This window comes from Micromonospora craterilacus, from assembly GCF_003236315.1.
Taxonomy (GTDB): domain Bacteria; phylum Actinomycetota; class Actinomycetes; order Mycobacteriales; family Micromonosporaceae; genus Micromonospora; species Micromonospora craterilacus.
Genome location: NZ_POTY01000103.1, coordinates 1 through 22,995, shown reverse-complemented (window position 1 = coordinate 22,995; position 22,995 = coordinate 1). Strand labels below are relative to the sequence as shown.

Genomic DNA, 22,995 nt, shown 5'->3' with positions numbered 1-22,995 from the left:
GGGTCGGGCCGCACGGCCGCACCATGGCGTTCTGGGCTGGTCAGCTACCTGAGGCGCTGGCCGCCGTCGGCGCCCCGCCGCAGGGGCTGTCCGGCGAGCAGGCCGCGCGGCTGCTGCGCGAGCGCGGCCCCAACCGGGTCACCGTGGCCCGCCGCCGCGGCTGGCGCCTGCTGCTGGCCCAGTTCACCAGCCCCATCATCCTGATCCTCGTCGCCGCGACGGTGCTGTCGATGGCCGTCGGCGACCTCATCGACGGCGCGATCATCCTCGCCATCGTGGCCGCCAGCGGCGGGCTGGGGTTCTGGCAGGAGCGCGCCGCCGGGCGGGCCGTCGACGCGCTGCAGGCCCGGGTGCGGGTGGCCGTCGAGGTGATCCGCGACGGCCGCGAGGTGTCCGTGCCCGTCGAGGAGGTGGTGGTCGGCGACCTGGTGCTCCTACACGCCGGTGACGTGGTGCCCGCCGACTGCCGGCTCGTCGACAGCCAACGGTTGCAGGTCGACCAGGCCACGTTGACCGGGGAGTCCTTTCCCGTCGAGAAGACCCCGGACGCCACCCCCGCCGACGCGGACCTGACCGGGCGGACCAACGCCTTGTGGATGGGTACGCACGTGGTCAGCGGCACCGGGCGGGCGGTGGTCATGCAGACCGGCCGGGACACCGCCTTCGCCGAGGTGGCCGCCCGGGTCGGCGCCCGCCCCGCCGCCACCGGTTTCCAACGGGGCCTGACCCGCTTCGGGCTGCTGCTGGTCCGGATCATGGTGGTGCTGCTCGTCGGCATCCTCCTCGCGAACCTGCTGATGGGCCGGCCGGCCATCGACTCCCTGCTGTTCTCCCTGGCCCTCGCCGTCGGCCTGACCCCACAGATGCTCCCGGCGATCGTCGCGGTCAGCCTCTCCGCCGGGGCCCGGATGATGGCGGCGCACCGGGTCATCGTCAAACGCCTCGAAGCCATCGAGGACTTCGGCGCCATGACCGTGCTGCTGACGGACAAGACCGGCACCCTCACCGCCGGCTGCGTGACGCTCACCGCCAGCCTCTCCGTCGACGGCGAGCACGACGACGAGGCGGCCCGCCTGGCCCGGCTCAACGCCGGTCTGCAACGGGGCTTCACCAACCCGATGGACACCGCGATCATGGCCGGGCAGCCGCCGGCCGACCCGGCCCTCCGGCTCGCCGAGGTCCCGTACGACTTCAGCCGTCAACGCCTGTCCCTGCTGGTCGACGACGGCGGCACCGCCACCCTGATCACCAAGGGCTCGTTGGCCGCCGTGCTGGGCGTGTGCACCACGGCCCGTAGCGCCGGCGGCGTCGTGCCGCTCGACGAGGTCCGCGACCGCGTCCAGCGGCGGTTCACCGAACTGAGCGACCGCGGCAACCGCGTCCTCGGCCTGGCCGTGCGAACGCTGCCCGGGGCGCGTACCGCCACCGTCGACGACGAGACCCAGATGACCCTCGTCGGGCTCCTCGCCTTCCAGGACCCGCCCAAGCCGGATGCCGCCGAGGCGATCGACCGGCTCACCGGCATGGGCATCGCCGTCCGGCTGATCACCGGCGACAACCGGCACGCCGCCGCGCACATCGCCGGGAAGGTCGGTCTCACCGGCGAACCGATGCTCGGCACCGACATCGCCAGCTGCGCCGATGCGGACCTGCCCGACCGGATCGCCGGCACCAACGTGTTCGCCGAGGTCGACCCGGTGCAGAAGGAACGTGTCCTGACCGCGCTGCGCGCCCGCGGCGCCGTCGTCGGGTTCATCGGCGACGGCATCAACGACTCCCCCGCACTGCACGCCGCCGATGTCGGCATCTCCGTCGACACCGCCGTCGACGTCGCGAAACAGGCCGCCGCGATCGTGCTGCTCGAAAAGGATCTCAACGTCGTCGCCGACGGCGTCCGGCTCGGCCGGCAGACCTTCACCAACACCCTCAAGTACATCCGGGTCAACACCAGCGCCTCCTTCGGCAACGTGGTCAGCATGAGCGTCGCCACGCTGCTCCTGCCGTTCCTGCCGCTGCTGCCTCGTCAGGTCCTGCTGCTGAACTTCCTCTCCGACATCCCGTACACCACCATCTCCACCGACCACGCCGACCCGGAGCAGCTGCAACGTCCCCGCACCGTCGACGTCCGGGCGATCCGCCGGTTCATGCTGGTCTACGGTTCCATCAGCATCGCCGTCGATCTCGGCGCGCTCGCCGTGCTGCACTGGTTCTGGCACGTCCCCACCGACGTCTTCCGCGCCGCATGGTTCATCCAGTTCACCGCGACCGAGATCATCGTCCTGATGGTGCTGCGCACCAACCGCACCTTCCTGCGCAGCCGGCCGTCCACGCCGCTGCTCGCCACCGGGGCGTTGCTCATCGCGGTCACCGTCGCGCTGCCCTTCACCCCGCTGGCCGCACCGCTCGGGCTCGCCCCGCCGCCGTCACCGGTGCTGGCCACGCTCGCCGCGCTCACCGTCGCGTACGTCGTCGCCAACGAACTCGTCAAGCGGTGGATCCCGCCCGACCCGGTGACCGTCGCGCCGGAGCGCCGGTTCAGGCTGGGCCGACGAGTGCTTCGCTGAGCCGCCCGCTCGCGGCGGGCAACCGTGGTACCGATGTCCTAACCAGACCCGGGTGAGTGCCCTACCCAGGTGACCGCGATGTCGCGGTCCAGCGCCAGCGGGAAACCACCGGCTTCCCGCTCGGCGGCGGCCCGGACCGCGTCGTCGACCTCGGCCCAGGTGCTGATCTCGACCCGGTGCCCACGCCGGCGCCAGGTTCCACACAGTTCTCCGCCGACGAACAGGGCACCGGGTTGCACGGTGCCGGCGGGCCAGATCGCCCTGCGGTGTGCGGCGACCGGCACCAGCAGCTCGCGGTCGGCCGCGAGCAGGTAGGGATCGCCGGGCGGCAGCAGGCGTACGCCGCCGGCCTGGGGCGCGTCGATCAGGGCGGCCCGGTCGGCGTCGAGGATCGCCGGGCCGCCCTGGCCCGCCACAGTCACCTCCACCAGCTCGTCGGTCAGGGCCCGCCAACTCTCGCGGGAGTCAACGATGGACAGACCGGCCCACCGGGCAAACCCCTGCACCGTGGCCGGCCCGAGCGCGCCGAGGAACCGACGCAACAGTTCCCGGCGCGCCTCGTCCGGGTCGACCTGCGGCGGGTCGGTCACCCGCACCAGGGTGTCCCGGCCGTCCCAGCGGACCCGGAGCCGGCCGGTGGTGCACGCCAGCAGGAGCCGCTCGACCCGGTTCCCGACCGCGCCGAGCACGTCGCGTTTGCGGACGTCGCGCGAGCCGACCGCGTCCCGTACCGCGTCGGCCGCCTCGTACGCCGCCTGCCGTTTCCGGCCGTCGGTGGGCAGCAGGCCGAGGGTGAAGACCGCGACGTCGGCCTCGGCGACCACGTACACCGCTCCCCGCGGCCCCCAGACCTGGGTGAACGCGGGATCGTCCCAGTCGTCCGGGCCGACCCCGCCGGCTCGGGCGTGCAGGGAAAGGACCGCCGAGCGGGGCGCGCCGTCCGGCAGGCCGCAACGCGCCGCGCGGTGGCGTGACGTGGCGGGCAGCCGACGGTGCAGGTGCTGCGCGCGTACCCGGAACCCGATGACGTCCTCCCGGCGCACCGAGGCGGTCCCCTTCAGGCCGACCTGCTCGGGATCGGACGCTGTGCCCACGTCAGCTCCTCCCTGCCTCGTCGAACCGTACGGGACCAGCGGGCCCGGCGTCGCCTGCCTCGGCAACCGGACGCGACCATGATCCGGGCAGCCGCGTCAGAGGAGCGTGGACCAGTAGTCCCAGAAGCGGTGCAGGATGGCGGCCAGGATCACCACGTACCAGGCGACCAGGATGACGCTGTGGTAGCCGGCGAGACCGGCGAGCCGCGCCAGCGGTGACGATGCCGGGATCCGCCGGAGGTTGTGCAGGGTGGTGTACAGGAAGATCGCGATGGTCACCACCCAGACCACCATGCAGTACGGGCACAGCGCCGAGATGACGTAGAGGCTCTGGTAGATCAGCCAGTGCACGAAGACCACGCCGAAGGTGGCGCCGGCCTGGAGACCCAGCCAGAACCAGCGGGGTAGCCGGACGCCGGCGAGGAGGACGACGCCGAGGGTGGTGACCACGGCGAATCCGGCGATGCCGAGCAGCGGGTTGGGGATGCCGAAGGCGGCGGCTTGCGGTGTGGTCATCACCGAGCCGCAGGAGAGGATCGGGTTGATGCTGCACGTCGGCACGTAGTCGGCGTCGGACAGCAGATTGACTTTCTCGACGGTCAGGGTGCCCGCGGCGAGCAGGCCGATCCCGCCACCGACGGCCAGGACCCAGGCGGTGACCCGGGCGAGGAACCCCGTCTCCGGCGCGTTCGCGGCCGAACGGCGGCCCAGGGTCGCGGTCATCCGGCGAGCGCGGCGTCGATGGCGGCGACCAGGTCCCCCTGGGTACGCACCTGCGTCAGCTGGCGACCGTTGAGGAAGAACGTCGGGGTGCCCTGTACCCCGGCGCTCTCACCGTCGGCCTTGTCCCGGTCCACCCGGGCCGCGGTGGCCGGATCGTCGAGGTCGCGCTGGAACCTGTCCAGGTCGAGGCCGAGGGTACGCGCGTAGCCGACGAACGCCTCGGTCTGCGGCGTGCGCTGGTGCCCCCAGGCGTCCTGGTTCTCGAAGAGCAGGGTGTACATCTCGGCGAACCGGTCCTGGTTGGCCGCGGCCTGGGCGGCGCGGGCGGCCAGCTCCGCGTTGGGGTGACTGGGGATCGGGAAGTACCGCACGACGAAGGTGATCCGGTCCTGGTAGGTGGCCAGGATCTCCTTGACCGCCGGGTACGCGGCGGCGCACGACTCGCATTCGAAGTCGAGGAACTCCACCAGGGTGACCCGGCCGTCGGCGGCGGTGGACAGCCGGTGGCTGTCGTCCCGGACCAGCACGGCCGGGTCGACGCCCTCGCCGGTGTCCCCGGCGACGGCGCTCGGGGCGTTGCTCCGGTTGTAGGTCATCAGGCCGAGCATGACCAGGATCACCACCAGAATCATCGCCAGGGTCAGTCGGGTGTTCCTCGTCATGGCGCGTCAACCTTCTCTGTGGGGGCGATCAATGCTGTACCGACCAGCTGGCAGCTTGCTGGGAGCAGGCGGGCGGGCAGTGCGGCCGGGTCGGGCCGACGTGGCGGACGGCGGAGGTGGGGCCTTATCCGCGCACCTGGCGGTCGCGTTCGGCCAGCTCGGCGAGCATCCGGTTGTAGGCGGCCAGTTCGTCGTCCTCGCGTCCCTCCGCCTCGGCACGGTCGGCGGCCCGGTCCCGACGGCGCGCCTCCCGTTGGTCCGCCTGGATCCACTGGTAGAGCAACGCCCCCATGACGATCACGGTGGGCAGTTCGCCGAAGGACCAGGCGATGCCGCCGGCGGCGCGCTGGTCCTCCAGCGGCGTCGGCCCCCACGGTCGGGCCAGCGCCGTCCACCAGTCGGCGGCCAGCACGGTGGACGACTGCATGAGCGCGACCCCGAGGAACGCGTGCAGCACCATGCTGATCAGCACCAGGATCATCTTGAGCGGGTGCGGTACGCGGCGCGGAGCCGGGTCGATGCCGATGACGGCCCAGAAGAAGAGGTACCCGACGCCGAGGAAGTGGGCGACCATGGCCAGGTGGGCGGCGTGCGAGCGCACCGCCAGTTCGTACAGGCCGGTGAAGTACAGCACGTACAGGCTGGCCACGTAGAGGGCCAGCGCCACCACCGGATGGGTCAACGCGCGGGACACCCGGGAGTGCAGGGCGGCCTGCAGCCACTCGCGGGGGCCCGGCCAGCGCGGGTCCGTCGAGGGCGGCAGCGCGCGCAGCGCCAGGGTGATCGGCCCGGCGAGGACCAGCAGGATCGGCGCGACCATCATCAGCAGCAGGTGCTGCACCATGTGCACGGCGAACAGCACCGGCCCGTAGCGGGCCAACCCGCTGGAGGTGGCGATGATGATCACCGCACAGCCGGCCAACCACAGGGCGGTGCGGGCCAGCGGCCAGGCGTCGCCGCGCCGCCAGAGTCGCCACACCCCGGCGAGGTAGAGTCCGGCCGCGACCAGGGCGGCGGTGATGATCAGCGGTTCCGGTAGCCAGAGCCGGGCCACCGTCTCGACGCTGAGCGCCGGGGGCATCGGGAAGCCGAGCAGTGCGGTGGCCGGATCCTCCTCGGCCCCGCCGACCGGGGCCGGCGTACGCGACAACGCCACGGCGGTACCCACCGCGGCGGCGAAGAGCAGCGTCTCCACCACCGCGACGCGCAGGAACGGGCCGCGCCGGCCTGCGGTGAGGGCGGGGATCGCCCGGCGGCGGTGCAGCAGCCCGGTCACCCCGATCGCGACGAGTGCGGCGGTCTTGACCAGCAGCAGTTGACCGTAGCGGGTGCCGGTCAGGTCGGCCGGGCCGGTCAGCCGTACGCCCGCCGACAGCAACCCGGACGCGCCCACCGCGACCAGGCAGGCCAGCGCCAGGGGCGCGAACCGGCGCACGGCGACGGCGAGGTCGGCGGTGCCGCCCCGAGCGGTGACCGCCAGGGCGAACAGGCCACCGGCCCACACCGTGACCGGCACCACGTGCAGCAGCAGGCCGGACACGGCCAACTGGTGGTTGCTGGCCGACGCGGCGTGCCCGGTGAAGACCGGCGGCACCAGCGCCGCCAGCGCGGTCAGCAGCGCCACCACCGCCCCGGCGGGACGCAGACTCCGCGCCGCGATCGCCGCCGTGACCAGCGTGAGCGTGCCACTCAGGGCCAGTGCCTGGCCCAGCGGCACGGTGAGGGCGAAGTTCAGCACCGCGCGGACCGACAACACCTGCGCGGCGGGCAGCCCGAACAGGTCGACCAGGGTGTAGCAGAGCGCGACCGCGGCGGCCACCGACCACAGGGCCGCGGTCAGCGCGGCGGCGCGCAGCCGGCGGTAGCCCAGCACGGACAGCCGGCCGCCGTCGTCGCGCGGGGACAGGATGGCCACCGCCAGCAGCAGCCCGACGGTGATCACCGCCCCGATCTGCATGCCGAGCCGGGCGGCCGGCAGCAGCCACGCCGTGGTCGGGCCCGGGTCGGGCAGCCCGGGCGGGGTCGGCTGAACGCTGCCGCCGCCCCACCGGAGCAGCGCCGCCCCGACCCCGGCCGCGACCAGGACCGTGGCCGCGGGCACCAGGACCGGTCGGCGCAGGAGGGCTCCCGGACTCATCGCCCCGTCCCCGGCCGCCGGTTCGCCGTCGGCACGGCGGCGGCCGCCGGAGGCACGCGTACGGGCAGGACTGGATTGTGCGGGCGGTTCACGGACGGCTCCCGGGTACTGGACGGCTCGCCAGTTGGTCGGCGGCGGGCGGCGAATAGTTCCGGATGAAATGTCACCATTGTGCGCCGTCACAGACGCCATCGGCGTCCTGGGGCTCGACCTGGAGGGTCGCGTGCTCGATGGCGAACCGGTCGTGCAGCACCCGCCGGGCGGTGGCCAGCACCCCGGCGAGGTCCGCGCCGGCGCCGAGGGTCAGGTGCGCCGAGGCCACCTCCATGCCGGAGGTAAGCGTCCATACGTGCAGGTCGTGCACGTCGGCGACACCGTCGACCGCGCGCAGCCCGTCGCGGACCTCGGCGACGTCCACGTGCGGCGGCGCGGCCTGCACGAGGACCCGCAGGGCCGCGCGGCCCAGCTTGTAGGTGCGGGGCAGGATGAACAGGCCGACGGCCACCGCGATGATCGGGTCGGCGTACCACCAGTCGGTCACCGCGATCACGCCGGCCGCGACGATCACGCCGACCGAGGCGAACAGGTCCCCGAGGACCTCCAGGTAGGCGCCGCGCACGTTCAGGCTCTCCTTCGAGCCGGAGCGCAGCAGCAGGAAGGCCACGATGTTCGCCACCAGACCCGCCAGGGCCACCGCCAGCATCGGGCCGGCCAGCACCTCCGGCGGTTCGCCGAGTCGCCGTACCGCCTCCACCAGCACGTAGAGGGCCACCCCGAACAGCAGCACCGCGTTCGCCAGGGCCGCCAGGACCTCCGTCCGGTACAGGCCGAAGGTGCGCTGACCGTCCCGGGACGCTCTGCTCGCTGCGGTGATCGCCGCGAGCGCCATGCCGATGCCGAGCACGTCGGTGAACATGTGGCCGGCGTCCGACAGCAGCGCCAGGGAACCGGTCCACCACGCTCCGACCGCCTCCACCAGCATGAACACGGCCAGCAGGACGAAGGCCGCCCACAACCGCCCGCGATGTTTCGCCCCGGCGCGCAACACCTGCTGCCCGTGATCGTGCCCGGCACCCACCTGGTGTCCCTCCCTACTCCGGCTCTCGCTCCGAAACATATGCTGACATTGCAATGAGTGCAACTGTGTTGGCCCGGCTGATGAGATCCGACACCGGGGCCGTCGCCCGACGGTCAGAGCCGCGGCGGGGGCGTTGCGTGGTTCACCCGCGTCCACCACCCAGGCGCGCCGGGTAGCCGGCCACGGCCAGCGCCGCGACCAGCACGGCGGAGGTCACCGCGGCGGGATCGGCGTCCACCACGGCCCGGCCGGCGACGACCGAGACATGGGCCCGATGCACCCCCGGCAGGGCCTCCAGGATCCGGCGTACCGCCGCCTCGGACCGGTCACAGCACAGGCCACGCAGGGCGAGCATGTAGGTGATGCTGTCGTTCACGAAAGTCCCTCTGCACGACGAGACTGCCGCGACCCTGCCGCTGCCGACGCCGAGGCCGGCCATGGCACCGGCGGGACGGCACCGACGGGAAACAGCGACCAGCCGGACACCCCTACCGGGCCGGGCACCGCCGAATGACGCGGTCGCCGCCGGAGGCGATGCTGGTCGCGAACGTCGGCGGCTACGTACGCAGCACGCAGATCTGGAACAGGCTGCACCCGGACCAGACGCGCACCGGACCCCGGCCGGGTGACCCCCGGGTCACCGGAGTACGCAGCATCCACCGCCGTAGCGGGCCGACCAGGACGGGGATCCCGACGGTCAACAGGACCAGGCAGCCCGTCGTCGCGACCTCGCCGACGGCCGGCCCACGTTCGCCGTCGGCGACGAAGACCGACCCGGCGGGCAGCAGCGCCGACCCCGCCTGCGCCGGCCAGCGGCCGGCGGCCACCGTCGCCTCGTCGGCGATCGGGGCCACGACGCCGGTGATGGCGATCTGATGACTGACACCATTCGGCGACGCCGACGGACGCGACACGTCGAAACTCGCCACGCACTGCCAGACATGCAGCACGAACACGGCGATCAGCACGGCCATGGCGGCGCCGCGGAAACCTGCCCGCGCCGTCGGCACCGCACCGACCCTCGTCACGTGGGGCAGCGTACGGCACCGGCCGAGCAGGGCGTATCCGCCGCCCCACCGGACGTGGCGTCCACCCCGCACCCGGGCACCCGCCGGTCCTGCCGCCCGGCGAGTCGCCCACCCGGCCAGCGTGTCGACCACGGAACGGACTTCCCGGGACCGCTCCGCCGTCACCATGAGGCGAGTTTCGCACGCACCCACCGGGCCCCGGGCCCGCCCGCGCGGCGTCCGCGGTCGTCGGTCAGTTGCCGGGGTCGGCGTCGACGAGTGCGGCCAGAGCCGTCTCGATGGCGGTGGGGTCGACCGGCTCGCCGGTGGCGAGGTGTTGCAGGGCGACGCCGTCCAGGAAGACCGCGAGCGCTCGCGCGGCACCGGCTCCGACGAGCGGCGCCAGCACCTCACGGACCTGGTCCACCCAGGAGGCAGCCAGCACGCGAAGCTCGGGGCTGCGGGCGGCGGCGAGATACAACTCGAACTCGGTGAGCGCCTGACTCCGGTCGTCCAGATACTCGCAGATCAGCCCGGTCAGCCGGGCCGGCAGATCGGTCCCGTCGCCAAGGTGGTCGGCCCAGCGCCGCAGCTCCACCCCGAGGTCCGTGTGGGCCCGCTCAAGCGCCGCGGCGACCAGATCGGTCAGGGTGGGAAAGTAGTAGGTCGTCGCGCCGAGCGGCACGTCGGCACGCTCCGCGACCGCCCGGTGGGTGGTCCGCCCGATACCCACGTCGGCGATCACCTCCTGGGCAGCGGCGGCCAGGGCGCGGCGCCGCCCCTCCGGGTCGCGGCGACGGGCCGTACGGGGCGGGCGTTCGGTGCTCAGTGGGCACCACCGAGGTTGAGCAGGACCACGCCGGCGATGACGATGCCGACGCCGAGGACCTTGGTGAGCGTCAGCGGCTCACCGAGGAAGGCCGCGCCGATGGCGACGATCGCGGCCGTACCCAGCCCGGACCACATGGCGTACGCCACGCCGACCTGGATCCCCTTGACCGCCTGGGCGAGCAGCGCGAACGCCGTCACGTAGGCCGCGATCAGCCCGAGCGTGGGCCACAGGCGGGTGAACCCCTCCGTCGACTTGAGCAGGCTCGTGCCGGCGACCTCGGCCGCGATGGCCAGCAGGAGGAAGACGTACGCCACCCCACACCCCATTTCTAGTACGTTCGTACATGTACGAACGTACTAGAAATGGGAGTCGCGGCTACGCGGTGGCGTCCACGTGGTCCCGCCACGAGTGCCGGGGCTCGTAGCCCAGCACCCGGCGGGCCTTGTCGATGCTGAGCAGGGTCTCGTGCTCGCCGAGCTCCTTGCGCACCTCGACGCCCGGGTAGACCTCGGCCATCAGGCTGGCGCTGGACCTGCTCATCACCGTGTCGGCGTTGGCGATGATGAACACGTCGGCGCCGGGCTGCTGGTGGACCAGCGCCCGCTCGACCGCCTGCGCCGCGTCGCGGGCGTCGATGTAGCCCCACAGGTTCCAACGGCGCAGCTGAGGGTCGGCGTCGAAGGACGGGAACTTCGCGTAGTCCTCGACGTCCATCACGTTGGAGAACCGCAGGCCCACCATGACCAGCTCGGGGTCCCACCGGCAGAAATGCCGCGCCATCTCCTCCTCGAGCGCCTTGTTCAGCGAGTAGGTCGACTCCGGGCGCGGCGCGTACTCCTCGTCCAGCGGCGCGTACGGCGGCGGGGTCTCGAACGGCAGCCCGAGCACCGTCTCGCTGGACGCCCACACCACCCGCCTGATCCCGGCCGCCCGGGCTGCGGCGAAGACGTTGTACGTCGCGGCGGAGTTGTTCGCGAAGGTGGCCGCGTTCGGCATCAGCCCGGGCGCCGGGACCGCCGCCAGGTGCACCACCGCGTCGACCCGGCCGGCGTGCTCGTCGGCACCGCCGGTGAGCGCCTCCACCACCTGCCCGTAGTCGGTGAGGTCGACGAGCAGGAACTCGCCGTCGACATCGCGGGGGTCGCGCCCGCTGATGCGGTCCACCGCCAGCACGTCGACGCCCGCATCGCGCAGGTGCGCCACCACGGCGCGACCGAGTTTGCCGGTGGCCCCGGTGACGACGACACGCCTGCGAACTGCGGATTCAAGAACCTGATCATCCATGGCGACATCCTGTCGTGGGCCGCGGCAGGCGACACAACGGGGGGTGCGGCGTGCCTGGCAATGGCACACTGCTGCCAGGTGGTGACGGGGCGTCTCCGGTGGACGTCCGTCCGGCCGAACCCGGAAGGGGAGGCATGGTGCGGAAGGTGCTCGCAGGGCTCACGATGGCACTCGTCGCCCTGAGCGGCTGTGGTCAGCCGGGTGGGGCCGGGTCCGGGGAGACGAACCGCCAGGTTGGCGACGAGTCAGGCGTTCGGGACTGCGGCGCTGACCCGCGACCGCCTGACCCGGTGGTGACCGCCGGGGCGACGATGTATCCCACCACCGACGAGATGTCCCAGGCACTCGATCGCATCCGGCAGGCCGGGGAGTCCACTTACCGGGATACCTTCGCCGGGCTCGAGGTCGTGCCGGAGGAGGGGTACGCGATCGTCTACGGCGTGCCCTCGCCGGAGTTCGAGGCGTTCGTCCGCGACGCGGCCCAGGGGCAGTGCGTGGTCCTGCGGAACGCCGCCCACTCCTTCGCCGAACTGAACGCGTTGCAGGATCGGATCATGGTCGACTGGGACCTCTGGCGGACGCGGGGCATCGACATCAGTTCGATCGGCGCCCGGCACGACGGCTCGGGCGTGGAGGTGGGCACCCTCGACGTCGAGAAGGCACGAGCGGAACTCCCGGAGCACTACGACACCGACATCCCGATCATTGTCGAGCAGGCCGGCCCGGTGGCTTTCCTCTCCGACCGCGGCTGACCGGTTTCCGGGCCACCAGCGCACCGGCCGGTGACCGGTCAGCGGGCCCGACGGTTGGCGCGCAGGGCGCCCAGGATCACCCCGGGTGCGGCCAACGAGCTCGGGTGCTCCCGCATGGAGACGACTTCGTTGAACCGGCGGGCGACCGTGACGTCGGTGATGGTCGCCGTGACGATCTGCCGGCTGACCCAGCTGGAGAACCGGTAGCCGCGCGGGTAGGGCCCGTCGACGTGCGGCAGCGCCAGGTCGGCGGAGGTCGACGTCGACCAGGCCGCGTCGACCACGACCTTCTGCAGGTCGAGGAAGTGGCGGGCGGGCACGCCCAGATCCGGCGCGGACCGCAGGTACGCCGACAGGCAGGCCGCCTGGAGGGCCGCCGCCGTGATCCCCTGCCCGTACACCGGGTTGAACGACGCGACCGCGTCGCCGACGCTGACCAGCCCGGCCGGAAACCGCGCCAGCGCGTGGAACTCCCGCCGCCGGCTGTCGGCGTGCCGGTAAGTCTGGACCTCACCGAGCATCTCGCTGCCGGCGACCTCGCCGAACTCCGGCGGGAACTGGTCCCGCAGCCGGCGGACGAAATCCTCGGCGGTGCTCCCCGGGCGGTTGTCCCCGTAGCCGGCCATCATGGCCATCCACCGACCGTCCTCGACCGCGAAGTAGGCGGCACCGGCCACGTCCGACGACATCCTCGGACTGTTCAGCGCCAGCACCACGGTCAGCTCCGGGTTCGCCTCCCGGCGCCGGAACAGGGCCGTCGCGTAGTTGAGGTGCACGGTCATCCGCCGCATGGCCGGCCGCTCCCAGCCGCCCTGCTCCAGCCAGTCGGACAGCCGGCTCGACCGGCCCATCGCGTCCACCACCAGATCGGCGCTCTCGACGCCGGGCGCCCCGCCGACGTCGTAACGGACCCCGGTGGTCACGGCACCGTCGAACACCAGACCCGTGGCCCGGGCGGTGATCGTCTTGACGTTGGGCAGCCGCAGGACCTGCTGGCGGATCAACCCTTCCAGCAGGGGCCGGCTGCCCGCCAGGCTGTCGGCATCGTCGGGCACGACGACCTTCAGCCGACCGTCGAGGTAGTTTCGCCTGGCTGCGGGGGGCGCCTCGACCGCACCCTGGGCCAGGGCCGCCGCACGAAAGCCCGGGAACAGCTGCTCGAGCTGGAGGAATCCGCCGGGCAGCAGCGCGTGCAGTTGGGTCCCTTGTGGCACGCCCGGCCGTCCGCCGGTCACCTGCAGGTCGTCCCGGTCGATGACGACGACGCTCTCCGCGAAATCGGCCAACACCCGGGCGGCCAGCAATCCGGCGACACTGCCGCCGACCACCACCGCCTTGCCCATCACCGGGGACGCCTGGTCGGGCGGTCGCACCGCGTTCAGCGCGGCGAAGACCCGAGCCGGAGAGAGGGACATCGTGCTCTCCAAAGGGGTACGAGGTGCGCCGTCCCGCCTGCCGGCCGGCGACCGGTACATGGCAGACCGGCGGAACGGGCCGACGGATGACGAACGACGATCGTTTCACAATCGCGGTGCGCCGTCCGGACCGGCACACGACTCCGCCACCAAGAGTCACCAATCAGTCACAACTCAGGTGGCGGCGGCTTCACCTCCGGCACTGACGGACCGGGTGCCGACGCGGGTCACCAGGTAACCGAAGGCCGCCGCGGTGAAGAACATGACGATGCCGTAGACGGCCGCCGGGATCGCCATCTGGGTGCTGTTGAGCAGCGCCGGACTGAGCGCGATGGTGATGGCCAGGGTGCTGTTGTGGATACCGATCTCGAACCCGGCCGCCGTCGCGGCGCTCCGATCGACCCCGGCCAACCGGGGCACGCCGTACCCGATCGCGAGGCTCAGCAGGTTGAACGCGAGCACGGCCAGACCGACCGAGACGAAGTAGTCGGCGATGTTCTCGCGCTCGCCGAGCACCGCGCCGGCGATCACCGCGACGAGCACCACCACGGACAGGATCCGCACCGGGCGGTTCAGCCGTTCGGCCACGTTGGGCACCCGGGCCCGGATCAGCATGCCGATCGCGACCGGGACGAGCACGATGGCGAAGACCTGAAGCACCTTGTCGAACTGCAGCCCGATGCTCGCCGCGTCGGCCAGGAAGTACGACGCCGACAGGTTGACCACGATCGGCAAGGTGACCACGGCGAGCACCGAGTTGATGGCGGTCAGGGTGATGTTCAGCGCCACGTGCCCGCCGAACAGGTGACTGTAGAGGTTGGCCGTGGTGCCGCCCGGGGAGGCGGCCAACAGCATCATCCCGACGGCGAGTTCCGGCGGCAGGCCGAGGCCGAGCACCAGACCGAAGCAGAGCGCCGGCAGCAGCAGCACCTGGCACACCAGCGCGATGACGGCGGCCTTCGGGTGCTGGGCCACCCGGCGGAAGTCCGCGATGGTCAGCCCCAGACCAAGGCCGAGCATGATGATGCCGAGCGCGATGGGCAGTCCGACCAGAGTCAAGGCTGAGTCCATGACTCGACATCGTTACCACCCGGTAACGCCTCCGCAATCCCCCATCCGGCCGGGCGGAACGCCAAAGGTCAATGCGGCTTGCCGATCATCGCCAGCCGGACGGCTCCGGCGCTCACCGCGTCGCACGCGTACGTCGTGCGGCGACGTAGCGTCGGATCTTCTCGGTGGTTCCACAGTCGTCCATGCTGCACCAGCGGCGGCTGCGGTTCTTGCTCTCGTCGTTGAAAAGGAAGCGGCAGCCTCCGCATCCCTTGATCCGGTTCAGCTGGCCCGTGGTGAGAAGCTGGGCGGCGGCGTGCACGACCGGTCGTAGTGGCCGGTCGAGCGTGTGGTCGTCCCGCCAGGTCCACACGAAGGTGCGTCCGCGATCGAGTCGTGCGTGGCGCAGCCCGTCTGCTTCGTCGTCGCGCAGCTGGGCCAGCGCGGACGTGCTCGGGCTTCGGTCGGCGGCCAGCGCCCGGAATATCTCGTCGAGGTAGGTGCGGGTGCGCAGCGATCGCGCGAAGGCGGCGTGGGCGCCGCGCGGGTCGTCGTGAGCCAGCCGGCGTAGCGCTGCCGCCTCCGCCTCGGTGAGCGCGCCCGCGTACCCGCCCCAGGCGATCAGGTCGGGGTAGCCCGTGAGTACGTCGTCGTCCGGTGATCCGACGGGTGGACCAGCGCGGGTGTTGATGAAGTCCAGGGCGAGGTTGCCGCCCACCAGGCGCATCCGCGTGACGTCCTCAGATGTTTCCATCGAAATCCACTTTACCAGTTGACCGCATCGAGGGGGGCACCTACGTTTCCTCCGTAACAGCTTTAGGGGGTAACGATGGCGGGTCGGACGCGGCGCAGACGGGCAGTGGGGGCGTTGATCGGCCTGTCCGGCGGGACGTTCCTCTACACCACCGCCGAGGCGCTGCCGATCGGGCTGCTGCTGCCGATGGCCGTGGACCTGACCGTCTCGCCGTCGCAGGTCGGCCTGCTCGTCACCGCGTACGGCGCAGTGGTGACGGTCGCCTCGGTCCCGCTGACGGCGATGGTCCGGAAAGTCCCTCGCCGACGGTTGCTGTCGGCGCTCCTGGCCGGCTTCGTCGTCAGCACCGCGATCACGGTGTTCGCGAGCACGTTCACGCTGATACTGGCGGCCAGGATGGCGACCGCCGTCACCCATGCGCTGTTCTGGGCGGTAGTGGTGCCGGCGGCAGCCGAGTTGTTCCGACCTGGACTACGCGGGCGGGTGATCGCGGTGGTGTTCGCCGGCGGCAACGTCGCGCTGGCCCTGGGCGTACCCGCCGGCACCTGGCTGGGCGAACGCGCCGGCTGGCGGGCCTCGTTCCTGGCGGTCGCCGCGCTCGGCGCGATCGTGCTCGCCGTGGTGGCCTCGCTGCTGCCCTCGACGCGGCCCGACCAGGGACATGCCGCTCGCGGCGCCACGCCCGATGCCCGACGCTTCTGGCTACTGGTGGCGGTGGCCGTCCTCGCGACCGCCGGTGCCATAGCCGCGTACACCTATGTCGCCCTCTTCGTCACCAAGGTCAGCGGCTTCTCCGCCTCGTCGGTCGGGGCCATCCTGCTGGTGCGCGGTGTCGCCAGCGTCCTCGGCATCCTCGCCATCGCAGCGGTGGTGGACCGCAGCCCGTGGTTGGCCCTGGTCGCGACCGTCGCGCTGCAGTCGGTGGCGCTGCTCGGCCTGTACGCGCTCGGCCAACGGCCGACCGTGGCCGTCGGTCTGATCGCTCTGGCCGGACTGGCGTTCGCCGCGTTCACCGCGGCGCTCGGCGGCCTCGTACTGCAGGTGGCGCCTGGGCGGTCCGACCTCGCCGCCGCAACGGTCTCCGCCGCTGTCAACGTCGGCATCACCGGAGGCGCCCTGGTCGGCGGCCTCGCGCTGCCCAGCCACGGCGTGCACAGCACGGTGTTGATCGGCGCCCTGCTCGGCGTCGTCGCGCTGATGATGGTTCTCGGCGAACGCCTCATCCGGCCCGCCGCCTCGCCGAGGCCCAGGGCAGCCAGGTCACGCACTGCCACGCAGGCATACGGCGGAAGCGGTCAGTCGGCGTGAGACTGATCGGCCTCGAACAGTTCACCGTATTGCGTCGCACCGCGCACCGAGTCCACCGCGAACGTAACGTGCCCGACGGGCACCCGCCCGCCGACGGCCTCGACCACCCGTGCCGCCGCCGTCAGCGCGAACCCGCCGCACAGCTCGATCAACGCGACCCCCTCCGCCACCAGGTCCGCCGCCACGGCAGGGGCCATCGACGGGTCCGGCACGGGCACGAGGTACGTGCGTTGGCCATCGCGGTCGAGCACGACCCGGTCGTCGACGGGGTCGCTGCCCGGATGCTCGTAGATGTATGCCCAGCTAAGCGTCATGAGGCGGTTCCTCCTCGTGCATTGGGACATCGAAAGACGTTGACCATAAAAGTTGATCTGGACTTGAGGTCAAGCCGACAACGCCCGCGCATCTCAGAAACTGCATCCGGGTACGCGTGGACGTTGTGGCTGACCTGCCGAATGGCGACGGGTGGGGCTGATCGGCGGGGCTCGCGATCTTGGCCGCGACGTCCGCACCCAGCCGCGAGGCGTTCGTCACCGAAGGTGACGTCGGAGCCGGTTGCTGGTGTCCGGACAAGTAGCCGATGAGCGCGCGTCACGCGACCAGCCTGCCCGGCGGGCGCGCACAGGGGCAATGTCCCCAACAGCTCTGATTTCACAGAGAAATATTTATGTCTGTGTGAAATCAGAGCCGCGAGGAAATGTGGTCCCGGGGTCGACACGCCGGGTGAGACGCCACGCGGATCTGCCGCATCCGGCGCGCTACGCAGGGTTACGTGACCGCTCGCGGAGAGTCGGCGCGGATCTGCCGAACAGCGTGCATCGGCCATCGTGCCAGAGCTCGGAGGGGCACGATTTCCGGGAAGCTACTGAAAGAACTCCCTGCCGCCGAATTCGCGGTGCAGTCGGTCGCCCAACTCGTCGGCCAGCCCGGTCATAACCTGAACTGCGAGCATCAGATGCACTGCTTGGAAATCTCGGCCGAACACCGGGATGGAGGCCCAAACCGTGCTGGCTGCATAGTAGATTCTGCCAATAGGCATTCGGTTCGTGACTTCAGACAGCTTGGCATACATTTCCTTTGTTTCTGCCACGTCGGTTAGGACTGGCGAGAACACGTCAACCAAAGGTGGATTGTCGCGCACGCGCACAAATACCATTGCAGAACCGCTACGGATGTTGATATCGCCATCGGCGTCCACCATAGCCTGATCTTCTGGGGACTTAAGCATGCTCGACACGACAGCAATAACACTGTCGCGTAGGGCGACACTTGTGTCGCGATCATCGGTTTGCTCGTCGTAAGAGTCGCCGCTTGGCGCAGTATGTCCGGCTTCAGGTGGCGGATGTCCACTTTGCGCGGTGGCGGCAGACACAACATCCATGGCATCACGTATCGCTACCCATAGCTGACGGAACTCACCCTGCTCGCCTCCGAGCGCTTCCACGACGAGCTCGAGAGGGCCCCAGCGCGGCAGTCGCACACATCGAAGCACTGCGTGCACGGTCGTATGGGTGATTGCTCCGCCTGTCCGCCGGGCTAGCTCGCGGGTGCTTGGCTCGCCGTTTAGGCGATGAAGGCGCTTCAGCTTGGCACGCAGTTCGGCTACGAGGTCGTCGATGGAGGAAGCCGTGGAAGTCATCCACATCACTCTACGGTGACTGGTTGGCATTGGGCAAACAAGCCATCCCGTGGCCACGCCACTGTCAATTTATGTAAATGGCGGTAAGAAGCCGTCAAACCTCGTTTCCGATCGTCCAGATAAGTCAAACTGCGTCACACTCCCTTCATGGCGAATCAGGATTGAAGAAACCCCGCGATGGGGCACTCAACTGCCCCGGCCGCTTGCTCTACTTATGCCTGCCCGGGCGCCGAGGAGGTCCCAAGTGACAGAACCGGCAAGCTTCGCGGTTCTACTAGCCGCTGCGCCGATGTGGATTCTTGCTGGCGTATATCTCTGGTCTCGGGACAGCGCTCGACGAACCCGTGCACTCCAGTTGCTAAAGTTGCTATTTCGGCGCCAGCCCTGACGCCTTCAGCGAGTGGCCCTTGAGCACGAAATCTTTATACCCTCACTTGAGGCCGCCAGCATGGCGTGCATTACCATCGCTGTCAGCGATGCACGGATCTGCCGCTGATCGTGCGCGCATCCACCAACGACGGTCGCCGCTTCCATCGATGCAGTGGCAAGAGACCTCGACGATCTTTCGTCGAGCGCTCGTGAGATCACGTCGTCCCACGCCTGGTTGCAGACCGCGACCTCGGTCGCCCTGTCGAGGTAGAGCGCACCGGTGAGGCTGTCGACGTTGACCAGCGGAGGTTCAAGGGGTCGAAGTCCCCGGCACGGGTGGGGACGCCATCAAGCCGCCGGGATCCAGTGCCAGGGGCGTGGTCCGTGTTCGCCCCGGATGCAGGCCAGGCGATAGCGGGCCTGTGCTTCGAGGTGAGGCCGTTGGGCGGCCATCTGTGCGGCGAAGGTGACCTTGCGCAGCTCCCTGGCGTCACGTAGGACTTCGTAGCCGGCCCACTCGGTGACTTCGTACCCATAGCGAGTGCAGAACCGGGACCACGCGTCGCGGGGCATTGCGTCGAATGTGAGGTGATCGACCGCGATCGACGTGAGGTCCCACTCGGGTGGTCCGTAGGCGAAGCGTTCAAGGTCAAGCACGATCGGAGGCTGGTCGGGGCCGACCGTGACGATGTTGCCTCCCCAGGCATCGCCGTGTACGGCTGCGTGTGGGAGGCCGGTTGGGAGCATCCCGTACTGGTCCGTCAAGTACCGCAGGTGGTCGATCAGCCAGCCGCGGTCTGCTGCGTCGAACACCTTTGCTTCGGCGATCCGTTGCTCAAGCCGCACGAAGGGCGCCAAGGGTGGTAGAGCCAACTCTGGGGGCGGCTGTAGTTCGTGGATCTGCTTGAGCGCATCGGCGACCTGTTCGATCCCGCCCTCATGGTGGCCTGGCAGTTCGCGCCAGAAGGTGACGGCGCGGCCGTCGACTTCCACCGGCTGTTGGATGTCGGGGACTACTTGGACAACGGGCACGCCAGCCTGTTGTAGCCACAGAGATACCCGGACCTCCTTGGCCGCCACCTCACCTTGCCCATGGCGGCCCACTCGGGCGACGATGCCGCTGCGGAGTCGGTACAGGGCGTTCTCTCCCGCTCGGATGAGTCCAGCGCCGTCGGCGGCAAGCCCTACCTGGCTGCATGCGAGGGTCAATACCGTCAGAGTCTCGGTCATCCAGCCGCTCCGACGGTCGCATCGATGCGAGCCCGCAGTTGGTGCACCTCTTGGACGCTGTCGTGACGGAAGGCGAGGCGGTGTAGTTCACGGAGATCGTCGATGGCTCGGCGTGAGCGCACTGTTCCGGCGTCGTCGAGTGCGAGTTGGCCGATCTGCGCCGCCTCGTCCGGATCACCGTGCAACATGGTCAGTGAGGCGAGCTTGGTGCGCGAGATCGCCCTGGATCGAGCGAACTCCGGCTCGTGGTGTGAGACCGAGAAGCGGAAGCGGCTGCTCGCCTCGGTCTTGAGTCCACTGCGAACGGCGATGTCGTAAAGCGCGTGGGCGGTGTCGCCGTGGTGCTGCGCGGCGTCGTAGAACCGCATCCAGCTGGGGTCTTCGGCCGATCGCGAGCAGGCAAATTCCTCATCCGCTGCCCCGACGGCCGTGAGGGCCTCCTGTGCACGAGGTGGCCCGAACTTGGCCAGCGCCCTGGCGCGAACGGTATGCAACATCGCGCGCTCTGTTGCCGTCAGTCGATCGGCGCGGACCAGCCCCAATTCCGTATAGGTGAGGCCGTCCTCGGGCTGCCCGCACCAGATCGCCTGTCGCGCCATGTTCGCCAGCAGCGTGGCACGGTGCTGCCAGTGTCCACCGATTTCAGCGCATTGCAGCGCGAAGGTAAATCGCTTGCGAGCGCTGGCGTGCTCGTATGCGTCGAACAACATGAACGCCACCACCCCTGCGAGCTGCGCCATCACGGCGTGCAGGTCTGCCTTGAGGGATGGCGGACACGGCCGCTCCAGTAGCTTGGCCAGTTGGCGTAGCTTGCTGTCGGCGACCTCGCGGGCGAGCGCCCCGCCGTGGCTGTTATCCCACTTCTCAAAGATCTCGGCTGCCTCGATGACCTGCTCGATGTGGTCGCGGCCGACCCGGTGCGGCAGCTCGGATGGTCCTTCCCTGCCGAGTAGCGCCATCGCCGGGGGGCTGGCGATGCTGACACCGATCACAGAGCCGAGAGCGCCGAGCAGGTCCCGTCGGTCCACGTCCTCGACGTTAGCGCGGGCTACCGCTCGGGGGTTATAGAAGCCGATCTCTTTGTCAGAGCCGACGCCAAGGACGGTGCGCAACGCGGCTCGGTACTCCGGCTTTGGCCAGTGGATGACGCCGTCCTCAAGCTTGCCGATGTAGTTGGCATTGACTGGGCTGCGGCTGCGCCTCTGCGGGTCCGGGTACAGCACCTCGTTGACGCAGGCGGCCAGCTCCGACCTGGACATTGACTCCCCGGAATGCCGTGGCGACGGCAGGCGCTCTCGCTGTTCGCGGAGTTGATCGTTCTTCACCGCCGGCCCCCAGGGATGGCGCCGACTACGCAGAGAACCGCGCAGTCGATGAACAGTTCAATGACGTGACTGAGAAAGCATTGCACTGTGCGTCATCGTTCTCAAGGCGGCTCGTGAGGTTGGCCATCGTTAGGCTTCTTGATCCGCCCAGAACGACGTTGGGTCGTCCCCTAGCCGGGGACGACCCAACGAGAAGCAGGCAGTCGCAGGCCCGTGGTCAGGCTGGCGACAGCTCGCCGCACCTGACCGCATCGATAAAACCCCCCCAGGCGTCGGACGAGATGACGAGGGTCCCTCCTGCACGGTCCTTGGTGTCACGGATGCCGACCAGGGCGCCGCTGTCGGCCACCTCGACGCAGTTGCCGCCGCCGCTGCTCCTGGTGGACTTCCGCCAGTTGGTGAAGATTTGTTCAGTCACGCTGTTCTTCCTGTCACGAGAGTGGGGAGCTTGTCGGCGGCGTCCATCAGGAACCGCACGCTTTGGCTGGCCGAGAGGGCGGCATCTCTCAGTCGCTCATACAGGTTGAGGTAGTGGGCCACGGCGTCGGGCTTGGTGAGCACCAGGTCGTCGGTGACGGTGTCAACCGCGACGACCACCGGGTCCAGCGGGTCGGGGTAGGTGTAGATCGAGAACCCCGAACGTGGCACCAGATGGCCCGCGATCCGGCCGTCTACAGGTAGCACGCGCGCCGTGATTTTGCTGTCGGTCCTGGACTGGCGGGCAATGGAGATCAGTTGCTCACGCAGTACGTCGTCTGCCGTGGCCGGACGGCGGACTGCCAACTCGTCGATGACGACCTCATACGTGGGGCCGTCGGGACGGTGGAGGACGCGCTGACGGCCGGCGCGTGCCTCGACCGCCCTTTCGGGGTTGAAGTGCGTCGACCAGTCCGCCCTGTCGACGCTTGCCCGTGCCTCGGTGTACTCAGGTGTTTGCAGCAGTCCTGGCAGCAGGGTCATCTGATACTCGCGGATGGTCGAGGCCCCAGCCTCCAGGTTGGCGTAAAGCGCCTGACGAGCGCCACCACCGACCGCTGATTCCCACCAGCCGCGCTCGCTGGCCTGCCGGGCGATGGTCATCAGGTTCGTCCACTCGTCCCCGGTCGCGCCGAGGTGTTCCAGCAGTTTCATCACATCGTTCGGATCGGGCCGCATCCGGGCGTTCTCCAAACGCGAGACGGTCGTCCGGGGCAGACCCGCCGAGCGGGCCAGGGCCTCCGATGACATCTGCCGGCTCTGGCGCAATGCGAGTAGCTCGGCCGCCAGTCGGAGCCGACGGACGTACGTGCTGATCAACCGGCACCTCCGACCAACGCCCGAATTTGAACAGTGCAATAGCGCGGACGCCGCCCGCGAGCGTACCTCCGATCGGCCTCACCGGTAACTGCCACCACCAGGGATGCGGCGGCCGGTGAAGTATCCCTCCCTCCCCAACCATCCACATCCCTCCCTGGCCTGCCTACTTCCACGTGCCTGGATCGGTCCGCCACCGTGGTTTACGGAAGCGCGATGGCCCCTGGGCGATCGCATCGAGCAGTCGGCTGGCCGTGTGACGGAGTACTCGCGCGGAATGGGTCCCGTTCGTGAGCCGGGTGCGGGGAACGCGCCGCTTCCCCCGTTCGGAGCGGTCCCCGCACCCAACTGGTCGGGGTGCGCGGTCGGTGCCGGGGAGGGCCCGGCCGCGCATCTCTCGGAGGAAGGTGATGGCAGTGCGCGTCAAATGGTTCGTCCCCGCCGACCCAGGGCGACCGTACGACCCGTTCGGCATCACC

Annotated in this window: 21 protein-coding genes and 1 pseudogene; 3 read left to right on the top strand and 19 right to left on the bottom strand. The window is 70.1% G+C overall.

All coding sequences use genetic code 11. The features are described 5' to 3' along the window. On the top strand, positions 1–2,564 hold a 2,564-nt coding region (gene mgtA, locus C1I95_RS17350), incomplete at its 5' end, for a magnesium-translocating P-type ATPase (protein ID WP_233513718.1). 38 nt (positions 2,565–2,602) lie between these two features. On the opposite strand, the gene C1I95_RS17345 is transcribed toward mgtA, so the two are convergent. The 10 genes from C1I95_RS17345 to C1I95_RS17300 all read right to left on the bottom strand — a co-directional run bounded on the left by C1I95_RS17345 (position 2,603) and on the right by C1I95_RS17300 (position 11,381). Beyond that, positions 2,603–3,658, bottom strand: coding sequence for a DNA glycosylase AlkZ-like family protein (locus tag C1I95_RS17345; protein ID WP_158566415.1), 1,056 nt, complete (start codon positions 3,656–3,658; stop codon positions 2,603–2,605). Between the two features lie 96 nt (positions 3,659–3,754). After that, positions 3,755–4,381: a vitamin K epoxide reductase family protein gene (locus C1I95_RS17340; protein ID WP_111214886.1), complete on the bottom strand. Its 627-nt coding sequence runs from the start codon at positions 4,379–4,381 to the stop codon at positions 3,755–3,757. Next, positions 4,378–5,043 carry a DsbA family protein gene (locus C1I95_RS17335; RefSeq protein ID WP_111214885.1) on the bottom strand — a complete coding sequence of 222 codons (666 nt, stop codon included), beginning with the start codon at positions 5,041–5,043 and terminating at the stop codon, positions 4,378–4,380. The genes C1I95_RS17340 and C1I95_RS17335 overlap by 4 nt, the downstream gene beginning before the upstream one ends. Positions 5,044–5,167: 124 nt before the next feature. Then, positions 5,168–7,180, bottom strand: coding sequence for a bifunctional copper resistance protein CopD/cytochrome c oxidase assembly protein (locus tag C1I95_RS17330; protein WP_111214884.1), 2,013 nt, complete (start codon positions 7,178–7,180; stop codon positions 5,168–5,170). 163 nt (positions 7,181–7,343) lie between these two features. Next, positions 7,344–8,258 (bottom strand): cation diffusion facilitator family transporter, encoded by a 915-nt coding sequence (locus C1I95_RS17325; RefSeq protein WP_111214883.1) that lies wholly within the window; start codon positions 8,256–8,258, stop codon positions 7,344–7,346. 142 nt (positions 8,259–8,400) lie between these two features. Next, a complete protein-coding gene (locus C1I95_RS17320) occupies positions 8,401–8,634 on the bottom strand; it encodes a heavy-metal-associated domain-containing protein (RefSeq protein WP_158566414.1) in 234 nt (77 codons plus the stop codon). 181 nt (positions 8,635–8,815) lie between these two features. Further along, positions 8,816–9,454, bottom strand: coding sequence for a hypothetical protein (locus tag C1I95_RS17315; protein WP_158566413.1), 639 nt, complete (start codon positions 9,452–9,454; stop codon positions 8,816–8,818). A 64-nt stretch (positions 9,455–9,518) separates the two neighbouring features. Then, positions 9,519–10,031, bottom strand: a complete 513-nt coding sequence (locus C1I95_RS17310; RefSeq protein WP_438941320.1) for a TetR/AcrR family transcriptional regulator — start codon at positions 10,029–10,031, stop codon at positions 9,519–9,521. A gap of 59 nt (positions 10,032–10,090) precedes the next feature. Then, the gene (locus tag C1I95_RS17305) at positions 10,091–10,423 is read right to left on the bottom strand and encodes a DMT family transporter (protein WP_325048840.1); all 333 of its coding nucleotides are present in this window, start codon (positions 10,421–10,423) and stop codon (positions 10,091–10,093) included. Between the two features lie 49 nt (positions 10,424–10,472). After that, positions 10,473–11,381: an NAD-dependent epimerase/dehydratase family protein gene (locus tag C1I95_RS17300; protein ID WP_111214878.1), complete on the bottom strand. Its 909-nt coding sequence runs from the start codon at positions 11,379–11,381 to the stop codon at positions 10,473–10,475. 290 nt (positions 11,382–11,671) lie between these two features. Here C1I95_RS17300 and C1I95_RS17295 point away from each other — a divergent pair, with 290 nt between their 5' ends. After that, positions 11,672–12,133: a hypothetical protein gene (locus C1I95_RS17295; protein ID WP_158566412.1), complete on the top strand. Its 462-nt coding sequence runs from the start codon at positions 11,672–11,674 to the stop codon at positions 12,131–12,133. 38 nt (positions 12,134–12,171) lie between these two features. Here the strand turns inward: C1I95_RS17295 and C1I95_RS17290 are convergent, their stop codons facing one another. From C1I95_RS17290 to C1I95_RS17280, 3 genes are all read right to left on the bottom strand, one after another. Continuing rightward, entirely contained in the window at positions 12,172–13,548 is a 1,377-nt protein-coding gene (locus C1I95_RS17290) for an FAD-dependent oxidoreductase (RefSeq protein WP_111214876.1), read from the bottom strand. Positions 13,549–13,722: 174 nt separating this feature from the next. Beyond that, a complete protein-coding gene (locus tag C1I95_RS17285; protein WP_111214875.1) occupies positions 13,723–14,619 on the bottom strand; it encodes a bile acid:sodium symporter family protein in 897 nt (298 codons plus the stop codon). Positions 14,620–14,731: 112 nt separating this feature from the next. Next, entirely contained in the window at positions 14,732–15,352 is a 621-nt protein-coding gene (locus C1I95_RS17280; RefSeq protein ID WP_111214874.1) for a CGNR zinc finger domain-containing protein, read from the bottom strand. A gap of 105 nt (positions 15,353–15,457) precedes the next feature. On the opposite strand from C1I95_RS17280, the gene C1I95_RS17275 reads away from it, so the two are divergent. After that, the gene (locus C1I95_RS17275; RefSeq protein ID WP_158566411.1) at positions 15,458–16,660 is read left to right on the top strand and encodes an MFS transporter; all 1,203 of its coding nucleotides are present in this window, start codon (positions 15,458–15,460) and stop codon (positions 16,658–16,660) included. Here the strand turns inward: C1I95_RS17275 and C1I95_RS17270 are convergent. The 6 genes and pseudogenes from C1I95_RS17270 to C1I95_RS17240 all read right to left on the bottom strand — a co-directional run bounded on the left by C1I95_RS17270 (position 16,648) and on the right by C1I95_RS17240 (position 22,519). Continuing rightward, entirely contained in the window at positions 16,648–16,974 is a 327-nt protein-coding gene (locus C1I95_RS17270; RefSeq protein ID WP_111214872.1) for a DUF6506 family protein, read from the bottom strand. The two genes, C1I95_RS17275 and C1I95_RS17270, sit on opposite strands and share 13 nt — an antisense overlap. A 548-nt stretch (positions 16,975–17,522) precedes the next feature. Beyond that, a pseudogene (locus C1I95_RS17265) lies at positions 17,523–17,909 on the bottom strand (T3SS (YopN, CesT) and YbjN peptide-binding chaperone 1); the annotation flags it as partial. Between the two features lie 1,107 nt (positions 17,910–19,016). Then, positions 19,017–19,898, bottom strand: coding sequence for a phosphotransferase enzyme family protein (locus tag C1I95_RS17255; RefSeq protein ID WP_111214871.1), 882 nt, complete (start codon positions 19,896–19,898; stop codon positions 19,017–19,019). Further along, the gene (locus C1I95_RS17250; RefSeq protein WP_499877987.1) at positions 19,895–21,223 is read right to left on the bottom strand and encodes an NsdA family TPR-like regulatory protein; all 1,329 of its coding nucleotides are present in this window, start codon (positions 21,221–21,223) and stop codon (positions 19,895–19,897) included. Before C1I95_RS17250 ends, C1I95_RS17255 begins: the two co-directional genes overlap by 4 nt. Positions 21,224–21,440: 217 nt before the next feature. Continuing rightward, a complete protein-coding gene (locus tag C1I95_RS17245; protein ID WP_111214869.1) occupies positions 21,441–21,641 on the bottom strand; it encodes a DUF397 domain-containing protein in 201 nt (66 codons plus the stop codon). Then, positions 21,638–22,519 carry a helix-turn-helix domain-containing protein gene (locus C1I95_RS17240; protein WP_111214868.1) on the bottom strand — a complete coding sequence of 294 codons (882 nt, stop codon included), beginning with the start codon at positions 22,517–22,519 and terminating at the stop codon, positions 21,638–21,640. Before C1I95_RS17240 ends, C1I95_RS17245 begins: the two co-directional genes overlap by 4 nt. Positions 22,520–22,995 lie beyond the last annotated feature (476 nt).